The 18490-nt window shown below is 62.1% G+C and carries 12 protein-coding genes; 7 read left to right on the forward strand and 5 right to left on the reverse strand.

Translation table 11 applies throughout. The features are described 5' to 3' along the window. Positions 1 to 20: 20 nt before the first annotated feature. A complete protein-coding gene (locus V6M90_RS16775) occupies positions 21 to 1310 on the reverse strand; it encodes a glycosyltransferase (RefSeq protein WP_332846802.1) in 1290 nt (429 codons plus the stop codon). A 160-nt stretch (positions 1311 to 1470) separates the two neighbouring features. Here V6M90_RS16775 and tpx point away from each other — a divergent pair, with 160 nt between their 5' ends. The 7 genes from tpx (at position 1471) to V6M90_RS16810 (ending at position 14516) form a co-directional block, all read left to right on the forward strand. Continuing rightward, complete coding sequence (gene tpx / locus V6M90_RS16780; protein WP_332846803.1) at positions 1471 to 1971, forward strand: thiol peroxidase; 501 nt, start codon at positions 1471 to 1473, stop codon at positions 1969 to 1971. Positions 1972 to 2203: 232 nt separating this feature from the next. Then, entirely contained in the window at positions 2204 to 3502 is a 1299-nt protein-coding gene (locus tag V6M90_RS16785) for an MdtA/MuxA family multidrug efflux RND transporter periplasmic adaptor subunit (RefSeq protein ID WP_332846804.1), read from the forward strand. After that, positions 3499 to 6600 carry an MdtB/MuxB family multidrug efflux RND transporter permease subunit gene (locus V6M90_RS16790; RefSeq protein WP_141063868.1) on the forward strand — a complete coding sequence of 1034 codons (3102 nt, stop codon included), beginning with the start codon at positions 3499 to 3501 and terminating at the stop codon, positions 6598 to 6600. Before V6M90_RS16785 ends, V6M90_RS16790 begins: the two co-directional genes overlap by 4 nt. Continuing rightward, entirely contained in the window at positions 6597 to 9704 is a 3108-nt protein-coding gene (locus V6M90_RS16795) for an efflux RND transporter permease subunit (protein ID WP_003173681.1), read from the forward strand. Before V6M90_RS16790 ends, V6M90_RS16795 begins: the two co-directional genes overlap by 4 nt. After that, positions 9701 to 11290 (forward strand): efflux transporter outer membrane subunit, encoded by a 1590-nt coding sequence (locus V6M90_RS16800; protein ID WP_408637317.1) that lies wholly within the window; start codon positions 9701 to 9703, stop codon positions 11288 to 11290. Before V6M90_RS16795 ends, V6M90_RS16800 begins: the two co-directional genes overlap by 4 nt. Positions 11291 to 11617: 327 nt before the next feature. Continuing rightward, complete coding sequence (locus tag V6M90_RS16805) at positions 11618 to 13714, forward strand: putative bifunctional diguanylate cyclase/phosphodiesterase (protein ID WP_305429453.1); 2097 nt, start codon at positions 11618 to 11620, stop codon at positions 13712 to 13714. Positions 13715 to 13769: 55 nt separating this feature from the next. Continuing rightward, positions 13770 to 14516 (forward strand): SDR family oxidoreductase, encoded by a 747-nt coding sequence (locus V6M90_RS16810; RefSeq protein WP_003173684.1) that lies wholly within the window; start codon positions 13770 to 13772, stop codon positions 14514 to 14516. A gap of 11 nt (positions 14517 to 14527) precedes the next feature. On the opposite strand, the gene V6M90_RS16815 is transcribed toward V6M90_RS16810, so the two are convergent. From V6M90_RS16815 to V6M90_RS16830, 4 genes are all read right to left on the reverse strand, one after another. Continuing rightward, the gene (locus V6M90_RS16815; protein WP_003173685.1) at positions 14528 to 14833 is read right to left on the reverse strand and encodes a hypothetical protein; all 306 of its coding nucleotides are present in this window, start codon (positions 14831 to 14833) and stop codon (positions 14528 to 14530) included. 255 nt (positions 14834 to 15088) lie between these two features. Beyond that, positions 15089 to 16498: a GntR family transcriptional regulator MpaR gene (mapR, locus tag V6M90_RS16820; protein WP_003173686.1), complete on the reverse strand. Its 1410-nt coding sequence runs from the start codon at positions 16496 to 16498 to the stop codon at positions 15089 to 15091. A 52-nt stretch (positions 16499 to 16550) separates the two neighbouring features. Further along, positions 16551 to 17960, reverse strand: a complete 1410-nt coding sequence (gene ccoG / locus V6M90_RS16825) for a cytochrome c oxidase accessory protein CcoG (protein WP_332846805.1) — start codon at positions 17958 to 17960, stop codon at positions 16551 to 16553. A 184-nt stretch (positions 17961 to 18144) separates the two neighbouring features. Further along, positions 18145 to 18384, reverse strand: coding sequence for a DUF3203 family protein (locus V6M90_RS16830; RefSeq protein WP_078824462.1), 240 nt, complete (start codon positions 18382 to 18384; stop codon positions 18145 to 18147). Positions 18385 to 18490: the final 106 nt, after the last annotated feature.

Raw genomic sequence — 18490 nt, forward strand, 5'->3', positions numbered from 1 at the left:
GACCCCGCCAGCGCCGGTGTTTATACGCTGCGGTTTTTCGCCTCGATCCACTGGGACATGTACTGGGTACTTTTATGGGCGTGATGGCGCAGCATGCTGCCAGTGAAGTTAGTACTCCGATGGGCGGCAAGGTTACGGCGGCATTGCTCCAGGCAGGCCAGCAGCGCCGGGCCGTGGATTGCCTGGTCGTAGCGACGGCCAAGCAAGTGCCGCCCCTGTTCCTGCGCCAGGTTCCAGCGTTCGCGGTCCTGGTACAAGGCCACGGCCGCCGCCGCCAGGGCAGGGGCACTCTGTTCGATTGCTCCGGGCCATGGCTGATCATCGCCCATGGCTTCGGCGCCGATCGGCGTGGTGACATTTGGCGTGCCGCACAGCATCGCGTCCGCCAGCTTGCCCTTGATGCCGGCACCAAAGCGCAGCGGTGCCAGGCAGATCCGTGCGGCGGTCATCACCTGCAGCGCGTCTTCGGCCCAGTTCATCACATGAAAGCCCTGGGCCGGGTTGTGCAGCGCCGTGGCCTTGGGCGGCGTGTAGGCGCCATAGATATGCAGCTGCGCGCCCGGTAGTTGCTGACGAATCAGCGGCCACAGGCTGTTCTTCATCCACAGCACCGCATCCCAGTTGGGCGCGTGGCGGAAGTTGCCGATGCTGAGAAAGTGCGCGCGGTCTTCATAGGGCGCGAACGCTGCGGTCGGCGGCACCATCATCAAGGGGCACCAGTGGAGCAGGGCGGCCGGCACCTTGAACTGTTCGGTGAGCAGGCGGATTTCCACGTCGGAGATCATCAGGCTGATGTCACAGCGGTAAATGGCTGCGATCTCGCGCTTGGCCAGGTCGGTGTCGGCCATGCGTTGGAATTCTTCTTCCAGGGCGAGCGCGAACAGGGCGCTGAAGTCGTCATTGTCCGGATGTGCCTTGAGATGGTCCTTGAGGCGCTGGTGACGGGCGTCGCGCAGGCTTTGCAAGTCGGAGGTCTCGAGCACGCGCAGGGCGTCGGGGCAGTACTTCTCCACGCGCCAGCCGAATTGCTCTTCCATCATGAAACGGTCGAACAGCACGATGTCCGGGGCCAGTTCGCGGATAAAGTCGTCGAAACTGCTGTTATTGAGTTCGATGGCGCATTCGGCGATGCCCAGTGCGCGCAGGTCGGCCTTGTGTTCGCCGAGAGCGGCCGGGCTGCTGAAGGTAATATCCCAATTCTGTGTAAGAAAAGTTTCGAGGATCTGCATCATATGCCCGCCGGCGGCCGAGGAACGGGGCTCCGGCCAGACATAACCAATGACCAGGACTTTGGTGATGGGCGTTTTCATCGGCAGCGGGTTCCTTGATCGGGCGGGCAAAAAGCGCGCAATTAAACCACAACCGGCTGGCATGACAATTTATGTCTGGCGGTAGGTAGCCACGTCACTTTGTGGTTAACTTCGGCCTCTCGAATTCGTTTAACCAAAACCCAGCATAAGGATTCCGTTCATGGCTCAAGTCACCCTCAAAGGCAACCCGGTTCAGGTTGAAGGCGAATTGCCGAAAGTCGGCGCCAAAGCCGCAGACTTCACCCTGACCGCCGGCGATCTGTCCGACGCCACCCTGGCCACTTTTACCGGCAAGCGCAAAGTGCTGAACATCTTCCCAAGCGTTGACACCCCAACCTGCGCGACCTCGGTGCGCAAGTTCAACGCCCAGGCCAACAATGTGGAAAACACCGTGGTGCTGTGCATTTCCACTGACCTGCCATTCGCCCAGGCGCGTTTCTGCGGCTCCGAAGGCCTGGAAAACGTGAAGAACTTGTCGGACTTCCGTGATTCGGATTTCGCCGTTGATTACGGTGTGGCGATCGCCGATGGCCCGCTCAAGGGCCTGACCGCCCGTGCCGTGGTGGTGCTGGACGAAAACGACAACGTGCTGCACAGCGAGTTGGTCAAGGAAATTGCCGAAGAGCCAAACTACGAAGCAGCCCTGGCTGTGTTGAAGTAACTGTTTCCGCGCATTGCTGTCGTGATGCAGTAACACGCTTGATACATGATTGCGGCCTGGCCTAGTCCAGGCCGTTTTCATTTGCAGCTCAAACGCTTAGCGAAATAGCCGACGGACTAAGCCGCAGCAGTTAAAAGTTGTAAGCCCAAGGTAAATAGCCGGTAAAGGCGCTTTTCTTAATGCGCCCCAGTGCTTATCTTTCAGCCTCCCCCAGTAGAAGCTCTCGCGCCCAATGGTTGATCACTCCATGCAATCCTCCCCCCGCAACTCCCGTCGCTGGCTGTTCGGCCTGCTTGTGCTGCTGGTTATCGCCGGCCTGTGCTGGAAATTCTGGCCAGGCGGCGCGGCCCACAAAGACGCACCGGCCGGGCATACCGGTAAAACCGGCATGGCGCGCCCGGGTTTCGGCGGCGCCACCGGCCCGGTGCCGGTGCGCGTGGCGCCGGCGGTGCTGGGGGAGTTTCCGGTGTACTACAAGGCGTTGGGCACGGTGACGGCGCTCAACACCATCAATGTGCGCAGCCGGGTGGGCGGTGAGTTGGTGAAAATCGCCTTTGAGGAAGGGCAGATGGTCAAGGCCGGTGACCTGTTGGCGGAGATCGACCCGCGCAGTTACCAGAATGCCTTGCTCCAGGCCCAGGGCACGCTGTTGCAGAACCAGGCCCAGCTGAAAAACGCCCAGGTTGATGTCGAGCGCTACCGCGGCCTCTACGCCCAGGACAGTATTGCCAAGCAAACCCTGGACACCGCCGAAGCGCTGGTGTTGCAGTACCAGGGTACGGTCAAGACCAACCAGGGTGCGGTGGATGACGCCAAGCTCAACCTTGAATTCACCAAGATCCGTGCGCCCATCAGCGGGCGCGTAGGCCTGCGCCAGGTCGACGTGGGCAACCTGGTGGCGGCCAACGACACTACGTTCCTCGCCGTGATCACCCAGACCCAGCCCATCAGCGTGGCTTTCACCCTGCCGGAAAATACCCTGGAAACCGTGCTGAGCCGTTACCGCACCGGCAACAAACTGCCCGTGGAAGCCTGGGACCGTGGCGACGCTAAACAGCAGGCAGTGGGCGTACTGCAAAGCCTCGACAACCAGATCGACGTGACCACCGGCACCCTGAAATTCAAGGCGCGCTTCGATAACAAGGACCAGGCGCTGTTCCCCAACCAGTTCGTCAATGTGCATCTGCTGGCCGACACGCTGCACAATGTGGTGCTGGCGCCGTCCGCTGCGATCCAGTTCGGCAACAACGGCACCTTTGTCTACAAGCTCGAGGGTGACAAGAAGGTCAAGGTCCAGCCGTTGGTCGTCGGTGATACCGACGGCGACAACACGGTGATCAAGGAAGGCCTGGCCGCTGGCGACCGTATCGTACTCGAGGGCACCGACCGCCTCAAAGACGGCAGTGAAATCGAAGTGGTCAACGACAGCAGTGAAGTGCCAACCACCCCGACCGAACACTTGCAGGGCAAACCCGCGGCCAAGACAGACACCGGCACCAACGCCGGCAAGGCGCAAAAGGTCGGTTCATGAACCTGTCGCGGCTGTTTATCCTTCGCCCGGTCGCCACCACGCTGAGCATGCTGGCCATCGTCCTGGCCGGCATCATCGCTTACCGCTTGCTGCCGGTATCGGCGTTGCCCCAGGTGGATTACCCGACTATTCGGGTGATGACCCTGTATCCCGGCGCCAGCCCGGATGTGATGACCAGCGCGGTCACCGCGCCGCTGGAGCGCCAGTTCGGGCAAATGCCAGGCCTGACCCAGATGGCGTCCACCAGCTCCGGCGGCGCCTCGGTGCTGACCCTGCGCTTCAACCTCGACATCAACATGGATGTCGCCGAGCAACAGGTGCAGGCCGCGATCAACGCCGCGACCAACCTGCTGCCCAAGGATCTGCCGGCACCGCCGGTGTACAACAAGGTCAACCCGGCGGACACCCCGGTACTGACCCTGGCCATCACCTCCAAGACCATGCTGTTGCCCAAGCTCAATGACTTGGTCGACACGCGCATGGCGCAGAAAATTGCGCAGATCAGCGGCGTCGGTATGGTCAGCATCGCCGGCGGCCAGCGCCAGGCGGTGCGCATCAAGGTCAACCCCGAGGCCCTGGCAGCCAATGGCCTGAACCTGTCGGATGTGCGCACCCTGATCGCCGCGTCCAACGTCAACCAGCCCAAAGGCAATTTCGACGGCCCCACGCGGGTGTCGATGCTTGATGCCAACGACCAGTTGGTCTCGCCGCAGCAATACGCCGAGTTGATCCTGGCCTACAACAACGGTGCGCCGCTGCGCCTCAAGGATGTCGCGCAAATCGTCGACGGCGCCGAAAACGAACGCCTTGCCGCCTGGGCCAATGAAAACCAGGCCGTGCTGCTCAATATCCAGCGCCAGCCGGGAGCCAACGTGATCGAGGTGGTGGACCGCATCAAGGCGCTGCTGCCGAGCATCACCGATAACCTGCCGGCCGGCCTCGACGTCACCGTGCTCACCGACCGCACCCAGACCATCCGCGCCTCGGTGAAGGACGTGCAACACGAATTGCTGATCGCCATCGCCCTGGTGGTGATGGTGACCTTCCTGTTCCTGCGCCGGGTCAGCGCCACGATCATTCCGTCGATTGCCGTGCCGCTGTCGCTGGTGGGCACCTTTGGCGTGATGTACCTGGCCGGGTTCTCCATCAACAACCTGACGCTGATGGCGCTGACCATCGCCACCGGCTTCGTGGTCGACGATGCCATCGTGATGCTGGAGAACATCTCCCGCTATATCGAAGAGGGCGAGACGCCGTTGGCTGCCGCGCTCAAGGGCGCCAAGCAGATTGGCTTTACCCTGATTTCCCTGACCCTGTCGCTGATTGCGGTGTTGATCCCGCTGCTGTTCATGGCCGATGTGGTCGGGCGTCTGTTCCGCGAATTTGCCATCACCCTTGCGGTGGCGATCCTGATTTCCCTGGTGGTGTCCCTGACGCTGACACCGATGATGTGCGCGCGATTGCTCAAGCGTGAACCCAAGGACGAAGAACAGGGCCGTTTTTACAAGGCCAGCGGCGCCTGGATCGACTGGATGATCGAAGCCTACGGGCGCAAATTGCAGTGGGTGCTCAAGCACCAGCCGCTGACCCTGCTGGTAGCCATCGCGACCCTGGGCCTCACGGTGGTGTTGTACCTGGTGGTGCCCAAGGGGTTCTTTCCGGTGCAGGACACCGGCGTGATCCAGGGCATTTCCGAAGCGCCGCAGTCGATTTCCTTCGCCGCCATGAGCCAGCGCCAGCAGGAACTGGCCAAAATCATCCTGGCCGACCCGGCGGTGGAGAGCCTGTCGTCCTACATCGGTGTGGACGGCGACAACGCTACCCTCAACAGCGGGCGCTTGCTGATCAACCTCAAGCCCCACGGCCAGCGCGACTTGAGCGCGGCGCAGGTGATTACCCGGCTACAGCCTGAGATCGACAAGCTGGTCGGCATTCGCCTGTTCATGCAGCCGGTGCAGGACCTGACCATCGAAGACCGCGTGAGCCGTACCCAGTACCAGTTCAGCATGTCGTCGCCGGACGCCGAGCTGCTGGCGCTGTGGAGCGACAAACTGGTGCACGCTCTCAGCCAGTTGCCGGAACTCACCGACGTCGCCAGCGACCTGCAAGACAAGGGCCTGCAGGTGTACCTGGTGATCGACCGCGACGCGGCCTCGCGCTTGGGCGTCAGCGTGTCGACCATCACCGATGCGCTGTACGACGCCTTCGGCCAGCGGCAGATCTCGACGATCTACACCCAGGCCAGCCAGTACCGCGTGGTGTTGCAGGCCCAGTCCGGCGAAACCCTTGGCCCCCAGGCGCTGAATCAGATCCACGTGAAAACCACCGATGGCGGCCAAGTGCGGTTGTCGAGCCTGGCCCGCGTGGAACAACGCCAGGCGCAGTTGGCGATTGCGCACATCGGCCAGTTCCCGGCGGTGATGATGTCGTTCAACCTGGCCCCTGGCGTCGCCCTGGGCAAGGGGGTGGAGCTGATCAACCAGACCCAGAAAGACATTGGCATGCCGGTGGGCGTACAGACGCAGTTCCAGGGCGCGGCCCAGGCGTTCGAAGCCTCGCTGTCGAGCACTTTGTTGTTGGTCCTGGCCGCTGTGGTCACCATGTACATCGTGCTCGGCGTGCTCTATGAGAGCTATATCCACCCGATCACCATTCTCTCGACCTTGCCGTCGGCGGCGGTGGGGGCTTTGCTCGCCTTGCTGCTCAGCGGCAATGATTTGGGCATGATCGCGATCATTGGCATCATCCTGCTGATCGGCATCGTGAAAAAGAACGCGATCATGATGATCGACTTTGCCCTCGACGCCGAACGCAACCAGGGCCTCGACCCGCAGACCGCGATCTACCAGGCGGCGCTGCTGCGCTTCCGGCCGATCCTGATGACCACCCTGGCGGCTCTGTTCGGCGCGGTACCGTTGATGCTGGCCACCGGCTCCGGTGCCGAATTGCGCCAGCCCCTGGGCCTGGTGATGGTCGGCGGTCTGCTGGTGAGCCAGGTGTTGACGCTGTTCACCACCCCGGTGATCTACCTGTACTTCGATCGCCTTGGCCGTCGCTGGCGCAAAGAGCCGCAACGCCTGGAGCCGGTTGAGTCATGAACCTGTCCGGACCTTTCATTCGCCGGCCGGTTGCGACCATGCTGCTGAGCCTGGCGATCATGTTGCTGGGCGGGGTCAGCTTCAACCTGCTGCCGGTGTCGCCGTTGCCGCAGATCGACTTCCCTGTGATCGTGGTGTCGGCCAGTTTGCCGGGGGCGAGTCCCGAGGTCATGGCCTCCACCGTGGCGACGCCGCTGGAACGCTCCTTCGGCGCGATTGCCGGTATTACCACCATGAGCAGTTCCTCAAGCCAGGGCTCGACCCGGGTGATCCTGGCGTTCGACTCTGACCGCGATATCAATGGCGCGGCGCGGGAAGTGCAAGCGGCGATCAACGCCTCGCGCAACCTGCTGCCCAGCGGCATGCGCAGCATGCCCACCTACAAGAAGATCAACCCGTCCCAGGCACCGATCATGGTGCTGTCGCTGACCTCGGACGTGTTGCAGAAGGGCCAGCTCTACGACCTGGCCTCGACCATTCTTTCGCAAAGCCTGTCCCAGGTGCCGGGCGTGGGTGAAGTGCAGATCGGCGGCAGCTCGCTGCCGGCGGTGCGTATCGAACTGGAACCCAAGGCCCTCGACCAGTACGGCGTAGCCCTGGACGACGTGCGCAACACCATCGCCAACGCCAACCAGCGCCGGCCCAAGGGCTCCCTTGAAGACAGCGAGCGCAACTGGCAGATCCAGGCCAATGACCAGTTGGAGAAAGCCAAGGACTACGAGCCCCTGCTGATTCGCTATCAGAATGGCGCGGCCCTGCGCCTGTCGGATGTGGCGAAGATCAGCGATGGCGTCGAAGACCGTTACAACAGTGGTTTCTTCAACAACGATTCGGCGGTATTGCTGGTGATCAACCGCCAGTCCGGCGCCAACATCATCGAGACCGTGCGCCAGATCAAGGCGCAGTTGCCGGCATTGCAGGCGGTGCTGCCGTCGAGCGTCAAGCTGAGCCTGGCCATGGACCGCTCGCCGGTGATCACCGCCACCTTGCATGAAGCCGAGATGACGCTGCTGATCGCGGTGGGGCTGGTGATCCTGGTGGTGTACCTGTTCCTCGGTAACTTTCGTGCCTCGTTGATCCCGACCCTGGCGGTACCGGTGTCGCTGGTCGGCACCTTTGCGGTGATGTACCTGTACGGGTTCTCGTTGAATAACTTCTCGCTGATGGCGTTGATCCTGGCCACCGGCCTGGTGGTGGACGACGCTATCGTGGTGCTGGAGAATATTTCACGGCATATCGACGAAGGCGTGCCGCCGATGAAGGCTGCCTACCTCGGAGCCCAGGAAGTCGGTTTTACCTTGCTGTCGATGAACGTATCGCTGGTGGCCGTGTTCCTGTCCATCCTGTTTATGGGCGGGATCGTCACCAACCTGTTCCGCGAGTTTTCCATCACCTTGTCGGCGGCGATCATTGTGTCGCTGATCGTCTCGCTGACCCTGACCCCGATGCTCTGCGCGCGTTGGCTCAAACCCCACGTCAAAGACCGCATGAGCGGATTGCAGCGCTGGAGCCAGAAGATCAACGACCGCATGGTCGCCGGCTACGCCACCAGCCTGGACTGGGTGCTGCGTCATAAGCGCCTGACCTTGCTCAGCCTGTTGCTGACCATCGGCATGAACGTGGCGTTATACGTGGTGGTGCCCAAGACTTTCATGCCCCAGCAGGACACCGGCCAATTGATCGGCTTCGTGCGCGGTGACGACGGTCTGTCGTTCAGCGTGATGCAGCCGAAGATGGAGACGTTCCGCAAGGCCGTGCTCAAGGACCCGGCGGTGCTCAGCGTGGCCGGCTTTATCGGCGGCAACAACGGCACCAACAATGCGGTGATGCTGGTGCGCCTCAAGCCTATCAGCGAACGTAAGATCTCCGCCCAGGCGGTGATCGAGCGGCTGCGCAAGGACGTGCCGCTGGTGCCGGGCGGACGCCTGTTCCTGATGGCCGACCAGGACCTGCAATTTGGTGGCAGTCGCGACCAGACCAGCGCGCAATACTCCTACATCCTGCAAAGCGGCGACCTGGCCGCGCTGCGCCTGTGGTACCCGAAAGTGGTTGCTGCCTTGCGTGAGTTGCCGGAACTGACCGCCATCGACGCCCGCGAAGGTCGCGGCGCAGCCCAGGTGACCTTGATTGTCGACCGCGACCAGGCCAAGCGCCTGGGTATCGACATGAATATGGTCACGGCGGTGCTCAACAACGCCTACAGCCAGCGGCAGATTTCGACGATCTACGACAGCCTCAACCAGTATCAGGTGGTGATGGAGGTCAACCCCAAATATGCCCAGGACCCGATCACCCTCAACCAGATGCAGGTGATCACCGCCGATGGCGCGCGGGTGCCGTTATCGACCATTGCCCATTATGAGAACAGCCTGGCCGACGACCGCGTCAGCCATGAAGGCCAGTTCGCCTCGGAAAACATTGCGTTCGACATGGCGCCCGGGGTCACGGTAGAGCAGGGCACGGCCGCCATCGAGCGGGCGATTGCCAAGGTCGGCCTGCCGGAGGACGTGATCGCCAAGATGGCCGGCACCGCCGATGCCTTCGCCGCCACGCAGAAGGGGCAGCCGTTCATGATCCTCGGCGCCCTGGTGGCGGTGTACCTGGTGCTGGGTATTCTGTATGAGAGCTACATTCACCCGCTGACGATCCTCTCGACCCTGCCATCGGCCGGTGTCGGCGCGATGCTCGCCATCTACCTGACCGGCGGCGAGTTCAGCCTGATCTCGTTGCTGGGCCTGTTCCTGCTGATCGGCGTGGTGAAGAAGAACGCGATCCTGATGATCGACCTGGCGTTGCAGCTCGAACGCAACGACGGCCTCGGCCCGCTGGAGTCGATTCGCAGTGCCTGCCTGCTGCGGTTGCGGCCGATTCTGATGACCACCCTGGCGGCTATCCTCGGCGCCTTGCCCTTGCTGCTCGGCGCTGGCGATGGCGCGGAAATGCGCCACCCCCTGGGCCTGACCATCATTGGCGGCCTGGTGTTCAGCCAGGTCCTGACCCTTTACACCACCCCGGTGGTTTACCTTTACCTCGACCGCGCGCGCCACCGCTTCAATGCCTGGCGCGGCGTGCGTACCGATGCTGCCCTGGACACTGCGCTATGACCGATTCAACCAACGCCCTTGCAGGCGCCGCCGGCTTATTGTGGCGAGGGAGCTTGCTCCCGCCGGGCTGCGAAGCGGCCCCCAAAAAGCCTGGGAGTGCTTCACCCTCCATCGGGAGCAAGCTCCCTCGCCACACCACCGGCATTGCAAGCGGTGTGAAGGTATTGGTGATGGTGATGTTCGGCGCGTTACTCAGTGCCTGCGCCGTCGGCCCCGACTACAAGCGCCCCGAGGTTGTCGAACCGGCGCAATTCAAGGAAGCCCAGGGCTGGCGTCAGGCGACGCCGAGTGATTCCCTGGCCCGTGGCGCCTGGTGGGAGCTGTACGGCGACCGACAGTTGAATGATCTGGTGGTGCGCCTGAACAACGCCAACCAGACCGTGGCCCAGGCCGAAGCGCGTTTTCGCCAGGCCCAGGCATTGGTGCGCAGCTCCCGCGGTGCGTTCTACCCCACCGTCGACCTCAGCGCCGGCAAGACCCGCGCCAGCCAGGGTACCGGCAGCAGCAGCGCCAGCCTGAGCAGCTCCAGCAGCGGTATCCGCGACACCCTCAACGCGCAGTTGGGCGTGAGCTGGGAAGCCGACATCTGGGGCAAATTACGCCGTGGCCTGGAGGCCAACGAGGCCAGCGCCGAAGCCAGCTCGGCGGACCTCGCCGCGATGCGTCTGAGCCAGCAGTCGGAACTGGTGCAAAGCTACCTGCAACTGCGCGTGATGGACGAGCAGACCCGTCTGCTGCAAGCCACGCTGGACACCTACCAGCGTTCTCTGCAAATGACCGAAAACCAATACCGCGCCGGCGTTTCCGGCAAGGATGCGGTGGCCCAGGCGCAAACCCAGCTCAAGACCACCCAGGCCAGCCTGATCGACCTGATCTGGCAGCGGGCCCAGCTCGAAAACGCTATCGCCGTGCTGATCGGCGAGGCTCCGGCCAACTTCAACCTGGCGGTCAGCAAAGATATTCCGGCACTGCCGCAGATCCCGGTGAGCCTGCCCTCGCAACTGCTGGAGCGTCGTCCGGACATCGCCTCGGCCGAACGCTCGGTGATCGCCGCCAACGCCAACATCGGCGTGGCCAAGGCTGCCTACTACCCGGACCTGACGCTGAGCCTGGCCGGCGGTTATTCCAGCAGCACCTACGCCGACTGGATCAGCCTGCCGAACCGCTTCTGGTCGGTGGGGCCGAAGCTGGCCATGACGTTGTTCGACGGCGGCCAGCGTTCGGCGGAGGTTGACCGCACCGTGGCGTCCTATGATGAAACCGTGGCCAAGTACCGCCAGACCGTGCTGGACGGTTTCCGTGAAGTGGAAAACTACATGGTGCAACTCAAGGTGCTGGAAGACGAAGCGGTGGTCAGCAACGAAGCGCTGGAAGCGGCGCGTGAGTCGCTGCGCTTGACCCAGAACCAGTACAAGGCGGGCTTGATTGCCTATCTGGATGTGGTGACGGTGCAGGCCACCGCGCTGAGTAACGAGCGCACGGTGTTGACCTTGCTGCAGTCGCGGTTGGTGGCCAGCGTGCAGTTGATTGCCGCGTTGGGCGGTGGCTGGGACGGGCAGACCCCGATCAGCGCCAAAGACGATTAGTCTCGTATGCACATCCGAGCCGGCTGATGCCCGCGATCCAACTGGGAGGGAGCTTGCTCTCGATGGCCTTGTGTAGATACCGAGCCAGGCCAAGGCTCGGCTGCTACGGATTACCTAATCGTGAGCCCAACGAATCGTCGCACCACCCCCTTCCACGATCGAGCATTCGCGACCTGAAAGGTGAGGTTTTCAAGGCGTCGGATTGACGCCAGAAAACAGGTGGTGGCCTTTTGATAATTAATCGCCTGCACCAAAATATTCTCGCTACAATCCGCCGCTTCGCCATCTGGTACGGACGTTTCAAGTCCGTTGCCCTCGAGAATTCCCATGCTCATCGGTAGTTATTCAACCTCCCTCGTCGTGATCTCCCTGTGCGTGGCGATCCTGGCCTCCTATACCGCGCTGGACCTCGCCGGTCGCATCGCGACCGCCAAAGGCCATGGCGTTTATCTGTGGATGGCCGGCGGAGCGTTGGCGATGGGGGTCGGTGTGTGGTCCATGCATTTCATCGGAATGCTGGCGCTGCGCCTGCCGTTCGCGCTGGGCTTTGACATCGAGATCACCGCGCTGTCGTTGTTGATCGCGGTGATCTCCTGCGGCTTTGCACTCTGGCTGGTCAGCCAGCCACGCTTGCCTGCCTGGCAGTTGGCGCTTGGCGCATTGATCATGGGCACAGGCATCGCCAGCATGCACTACACCGGCATGGCCGCGATGCGCATGACCCCAGGCATCGACTACGACCCCACCTTGTTTGGCGCCTCGTTGCTCATCGCCGTGGTGGCCTCGGGTGCGGCCTTGTTGATTGCCTTCAACCTGCGCCGTAACACGCCCTACGTGCGTCTTGCACGCGGCGGGGCGGCGGTGGTGATGGGCTTTGCCATCGTCGGCATGCATTACACCGGCATGGCCGCGGCACGCTTTGCCGATGAAAGCTACTGCGCCGCCGCGCTGGATGGCTTGACCGGCAAGGGCCTGGATAACCTCGTGCTGGTGACGACCCTGGCGGTGCTGGCCATTGCGCTGTTGACGTCGCTGCTCGACGCCCGCCTGGAAGCGCGCACCGCCGTGCTGGCCGACTCGCTGACCCAGGCCAACCAGGAACTGACGCACCTGGCGCTGCACGACATGCTCACCGGCCTGCCCAACCGCACCTTGCTCGCCGACCGGATTCAGCAGGCGATGCAGGCGGTGAAGGAGGAGGGCGGCTGCTTCGCGCTGATGTTTATCGACCTGGATGGCTTCAAGCCGGTCAACGATGCCTTCGGTCATCATATGGGTGACCAGTTGCTGCGCGAAGTCGGCCTGCGCCTGCGCGAAGACTTGCGCAGCCATGACACCCTGGCGCGCATCGGCGGCGACGAGTTTGTGCTGCTGGTGCAACTGAGCCAGCCTGATGACGCCCTGGGCCTGGCCGAACGCCAGGTGGTGATGATCAACCGTGCATTCCAGGTGGCCGAGCATGAACTGAACATCTCTGCCAGTGTCGGCATCGCCCTGTTCCCCGGCAACGGCGGCAATCCCCAGGAATTGTTGATGAACGCCGACGCCGCGATGTATCACGCCAAGAACATGGGCAAGAATGGCTACAGTTTTTTCGACGCATCGATGAACACCAACGCGCGCAAGCAGCTGCAACTGCTGCAGGACCTGCGCAATGCGGTGCAACAGCAGCAGTTGCGGCTGTATTACCAACCCAAGTTCGATGCGGTCAGCGGTCTCCCGGTCGGTGCCGAAGCGCTGTTGCGCTGGGAGCATCCGCAACAGGGCCTGCTGCTGCCCGCCGCGTTTATCGAGCTGGCGGAGAAGACCGGGCTGATCATCCCTATCGGCGAGTGGGTGCTCAATGAAGCCTGTCGCCAGATGAGCCTGTGGTACGCCCAGGGTTACCAAGGCTGGCGCATCGCCGTAAACCTCTCGGCGCTGCAGTTCTGCCACGCCGGGCTGGTCAAGAGTGTGGCCGCTGCGCTGCACCGCCACCGGTTACCCGCCAACAGCCTGACCCTGGAAATCACCGAAAGCACCGCCATGAGCGATGCCGATGCGAGCATGACGGTGTTGCAGCAGCTCTCGGACATGGGCGTCGACCTGTCCATCGACGACTTCGGCACCGGTTATTCGAGCCTGATGTACCTCAAGCGTTTGCCTGCAAACGAATTGAAGATCGACCGTGGCTTTGTGCGCGACCTGGAGCACGATGGCGACGATGCTGCCATTGTCTCGGCCATCGTCGCCCTCGGCCAGGCCCTGGGCTTGCGGATTGTCGCTGAAGGCGTGGAAACCGACGCCCAGCAACGTTTTCTCACACGCCTTGGGTGCAACGCATTGCAAGGTTACCTGCTGGGTCATCCGTTGCCCGCCGAGGGTTTCATCGCCGATATCCAGCATGCCGAAAACGCAGTGATGCCTGACAAAAGTTGCGCTTGATGGTTATTCTTGGGCTCCAACCCTAAACATCAGGTTGAATCAGGAGACCGCACTCATGGACAAAGTCCTCCTCATCACCGGCGGCAGCCGCGGGATCGGCGCCGAGACGGCATTGCTGGCCGCCCGCGAGGGCTACCGCATCTGTATCAACTACCAGTCGGACGAAGCGGCGGCCCAACGCGTGCTCGATCAGGTGCGCGCCCTGGGTGCCCAGGCGATTGCCGTGCGCGCGGACGTGAGCATCGAGGATGAAGTGATTGCGCTGTTCCACCGGGTCGACGCGGAGTTAGGACGCGTCACGGCGCTGGTCAACAATGCAGGCACCGTGGGCCATAAGTCACGGGTCGATGAAATGTCCGAATTCCGTATCCTGAAAATCATGAAGACCAACGTGCTCGGGCCGATCCTGTGTGCCAAGCACGCGGTGCTGCGCATGTCGCCCAGGCACGGCGGGCAGGGCGGCAGTATCGTCAACGTGTCATCGGTGGCCGCGCGGCTGGGGTCGCCGGGTGAATATGTCGACTATGCGGCCTCCAAGGGGGCGCTCGACACGTTCACGCTCGGCCTGTCCAAGGAGGTGGCAGGCGAGGGCATTCGTGTGAACGCCGTGCGCCCCGGCTATATCTTCACCGATTTCCATGCCCTGAGCGGCGACCCGGACCGGGTCAGCAAGCTGGAGTCCGGTATCCCCATGGCCCGTGGCGGGCGCCCGGATGAAGTGGCGGAGGCGATTATCTGGTTGTTGTCGGACAAGGCTTCGTATGCCACAGGCACTTTTTTGGATTTGGGTGGTGGGCGTTAAGGCACGCACGCTCAGGTCGGTAGATAGCGCAGCACCTCATAGCCGTTGTGGGAAAACGCTTTGAGCAGGCTGGCTTCCGAGTTATCCAGGGTGCGGTAGCCGTAGTTGTAGAACCCGTCGATTTTCCCGTTGCGGTTTTCGCTGTGATTCAAGGTGCTGTCGTCCACGTTATCGATAAACCGCAGCACCTTGTCCAGATCATAGGCCGCATCCGCTCTTGACTCAGGATCGGGATTCGCCTCGGTCCAGTCACCGGTCTGTCTCTTCAGATGATCGCCGACTTCGTAATGATCGTGGCTTTCCAGGAAACGTCTCATCACGGTGCTCTGGTCAATAATCGTTTCTGTCGTCGTATGATCGCCGGCGGGGCGGCCTGTAGGGCGGAGCATCTCACGTACTTGTCGACGCTCAGCGGAACACATGTAATGGGCCGGCACTGGAAGCGGTTTAAGATGCGCGGGTGCATGGGGTGCAAGTGGACATGCTTTCATAAAAGTACCTTCGTTGACGTATCGAATCTCCTCGGTAGTTTTACGCTGGTTCGAATTCTATAAGCCCATATCCTGATACCTCTAAAAGGAGCGCACAATCCGCCCTAACGTTTCCATCGCCTTCTCCGACGCTTCGGTCCACGGGCTGCCATAGTTCAAGCGGATACAGTTCCTGAAGCGCTGGGTCGCCGAAAAGATCGGTCCCGGCGCGATGCTGATGCCCTGGGCCAGGGCCATCTGGAACAACTTCAGCGAATCGGTCTGCTCCGGCAACTCCAGCCACAGGAAGTAACCCCCGGCCGGTTGGCTGACGCGGGTCTGTGCCGGGAAATAACGGGCGATGGCCGCCAGCATGGCGCTTTGCTGCTCTTCCAGGGCATAGCGCAACTTGCGCAAGTGCCGGTCATAGCCGCCGTGTTGCAGGTAATCGGCAATCGCCGCCTGGGCCGGCATCGATGGGCACAGCGAGGTCATCAATTTCAGGCGCTCGACCTTCTGCGCATAACGCCCGGCCGCTACCCAGCCGACCCGATAACCGGGCGCGAGGCTCTTGGCAAACGAGCCGCAGTGCATCACCAGGCCCTCGGTGTCGAAGGCCTTGGCCGGCTTGGGCGCGTGTTGCCCGTAATACAGCTCGGCGTATACATCATCCTCGATCAGCGGCACCTGGTGGCTGCGCAACAGTTCCACCAACGCCTGCTTCTTTGCCTCCGGCAAGGTGGCGCCGATGGGGTTCTGGAAACTGGTCATGGTCCAGCACGCTTTGATCGGGTAGCGCTCCAGGGTTTGCGCCAGGGCGTTGAGGTCGATGCCGTCACGCGGGTGCACCGGGATTTCCACCGCCTTGAGCTTCAAGCGTTCCAGCACTTGCAGGCAGGCGTAGAACGCCGGGGCTTCAATGGCCACCAGGTCGCCGGGTTCGGTGACGGCTTGCAGGCACAGGTTCAGCGCTTCGAGGGCGCCGTTGGTGATCAGCAGTTCTTCCATCGGCAGCATCAGGCCACCGACCATATACCGCAGGGCAATCTGCCGACGCAGCTGCGGGTTGCCCGGCGACATGTCGGTGACCACCAGGCGCGGGTCCATCTCGCGGCTGGCGCTGGCCAGTGAGCGGGCCAGGCGTGGCAACGGAAACAGCATGGGGCTGGGAAATGCCGAGCCAAAAGGCACGGTGTTGGGGTCTTTGATCGAATCGAGCACCGAAAACACCAATTCGCTCACATCCACTTCGGTGGACTCATGCACCTGCTCGCTCACCACCGGCTCGGAAAACGGGCTGGGCGCATGGGTGTTGACGAAGTAGCCGGAACGCGGCCGCGCACGGATCAGGCCACGCCGCTCCAGCAGGTAATAGGCCTGGAACACCGTGGACGGGCTGACGCCGTAGGTCTGGCTGGCATAGCGCACCGACGGCACGCGCTGGCCGGGGCCGAGCACGCCCGAGCGGATCAGTTCCGCGATGTCGTCGGCGAATTTTTCGTAGCGTTTCATGGGTGGCCTTGAACAGTTTCGATAGTGGGATCTCTACCTATCCAGATAGATTTCAGCGATTCAGTGGGGCGACAAAACGGCTGTCAGCTTCCTGGTAGATCCATGGTTCGTCCACATCCGTCACCTTGAACCGCAGGGTCTGCGAACTGCTCGCCGGCGTATCCGCCAGCAACGCCACCGACACCGGCACATCCACGATTTCCCCCGGCGCCAGGCTGAGTTCGGTCTTGCCTTGCAGCTGGAAGCCCGTGCCTTCTACCAGTTGCACCCGGTAGTCCTGGCGTTGCTGGGTCTTGTTGATGACCTTGAGGCTGTAGATGTTCTCGATCAGGCCCTGGGCGTTCTCACGGAACATGCCCCGGTCCTTGGTCACGTCCAGCGACACCATTGGCCGCTCGACCAGCGCCACCACCAGCGCGGCGATCATCACCAGCAGCACGGCACTGTAGCCGATCAGGCGGGGTCGTAGCAGGCGGGTCTTGCCGCCTTGCAGTTGATGCTCGCTGGTATAGCTCACCAGACCACGGGCGTAGCCCATCTTGTCCATGATCGAATCACAGGCGTCGATGCACGCCGCGCAGCCGATGCATTCCATTTGCAGGCCGTCGCGGATGTCGATGCCGGTGGGGCACACCTGCACGCACAGCTGGCAGTCGACGCAATCGCCCAGGCCGACCTCGGCCGGTCTGACGTCACGTTTGCGCGGGCCACGGCGCTCGCCACGGGCGCTGTCGTAGGAAATGGTCAGGGTGTCTTTGTCGAACATCACGCTTTGGAAGCGTGCATACGGGCACATATGCATGCACACCGCTTCACGCAGCCAGCCGGCGTTGATATAGGTGGCCGCCGTGAAAAACAGCACCCAGAACAGGCTGACGCCGCCCATTTGCCAGGTCAGCAACTCAGCGGCCAGCGGGCGAATCGGTGTGAAGTAACCGACAAAGGTCAGCCCGGTCAATACGCTGATACCCAGCCATAAGGTGTGTTTGGCCGAGCGCCTTGCCAGCTTGTTCAGGCTCCAGGGCGCCGCATGCAGCTTGATGCGCTGGTTGCGCTCGCCTTCGGTGACTTTCTCGCACCACATGAACAACCAGGTGAATGAGCTTTGCGGGCAGGTGTAGCCGCACCAGACTCGGCCGGCAAACACCGTGATCGCAAACAGGCCGAAGGCGCAGATGATCAGCAGCGCTGATAGCAGAATGAAATCCTGCGGCCAGAAGGTCGCGCCAAAGATGTGGAATTTGCTGTCGGCCAGGTCCCACAGCACGGCTTGACGGCCGCCCCAGTCCAGCCACACGGTGCCGAAAAACAGCAGGAACAGCAGCGCGGCACCGGCCACGCGCAAGGTGCGGTACAGGCCGGTGAAGCTGCGGGTATGGATCAGGTTATCGCTGGATTTGGCCTTCACCTTCTTTGGGTGCAGGGGCTCAAAAGTGTCCACGGTTGGGATTCGTTCGCTCATGGTCGTTCGCTCATCAGCCTCCATCAGGCAGATGAACTATGCGCGTGGCTCTGTTTGCATAACAGGCTCAGGCATGGCGATAAAAAGCGGATCAGATGGGGCGATGGCGGGACGCTGCGACAATGTGCTGCACCTCATGGCGAATGGGGTGCAGCGTTATCGCGGATGTGCTGATACAGATCAATTAAATCAACGAACCAGGTTCTTCGGCCTTCACATGTTGGCGACCATCGTGGGCCCCTGCGACCGTCAGGGCGTCGGCCTCGGCTTCAGTGATATAGATCCGCTCGGCCGCCAATTCCACGTAGGACATGGATTTTTCGGTGTCGGTCGCGATATTGACCCGGGTCGCCGGCACGCTCTGTTCCTGGCCGTTGTCGTCGAGCGTGAAGTAGCACAGCTGGTTTTCGATACGTATAGGCATGCCGTTCTCCTTTTTTAGGCTATGAGGGTTTAGGGGTCAGCGATGTGTGGCGGTTCCAGGCAACTGACTGGCGGTCGCGGTTGTCCATGCTTTAACCACAATGACA

Source organism: Pseudomonas lactucae (genome assembly GCF_036688725.1).
GTDB lineage: Bacteria > Pseudomonadota > Gammaproteobacteria > Pseudomonadales > Pseudomonadaceae > Aquipseudomonas > Aquipseudomonas lactucae.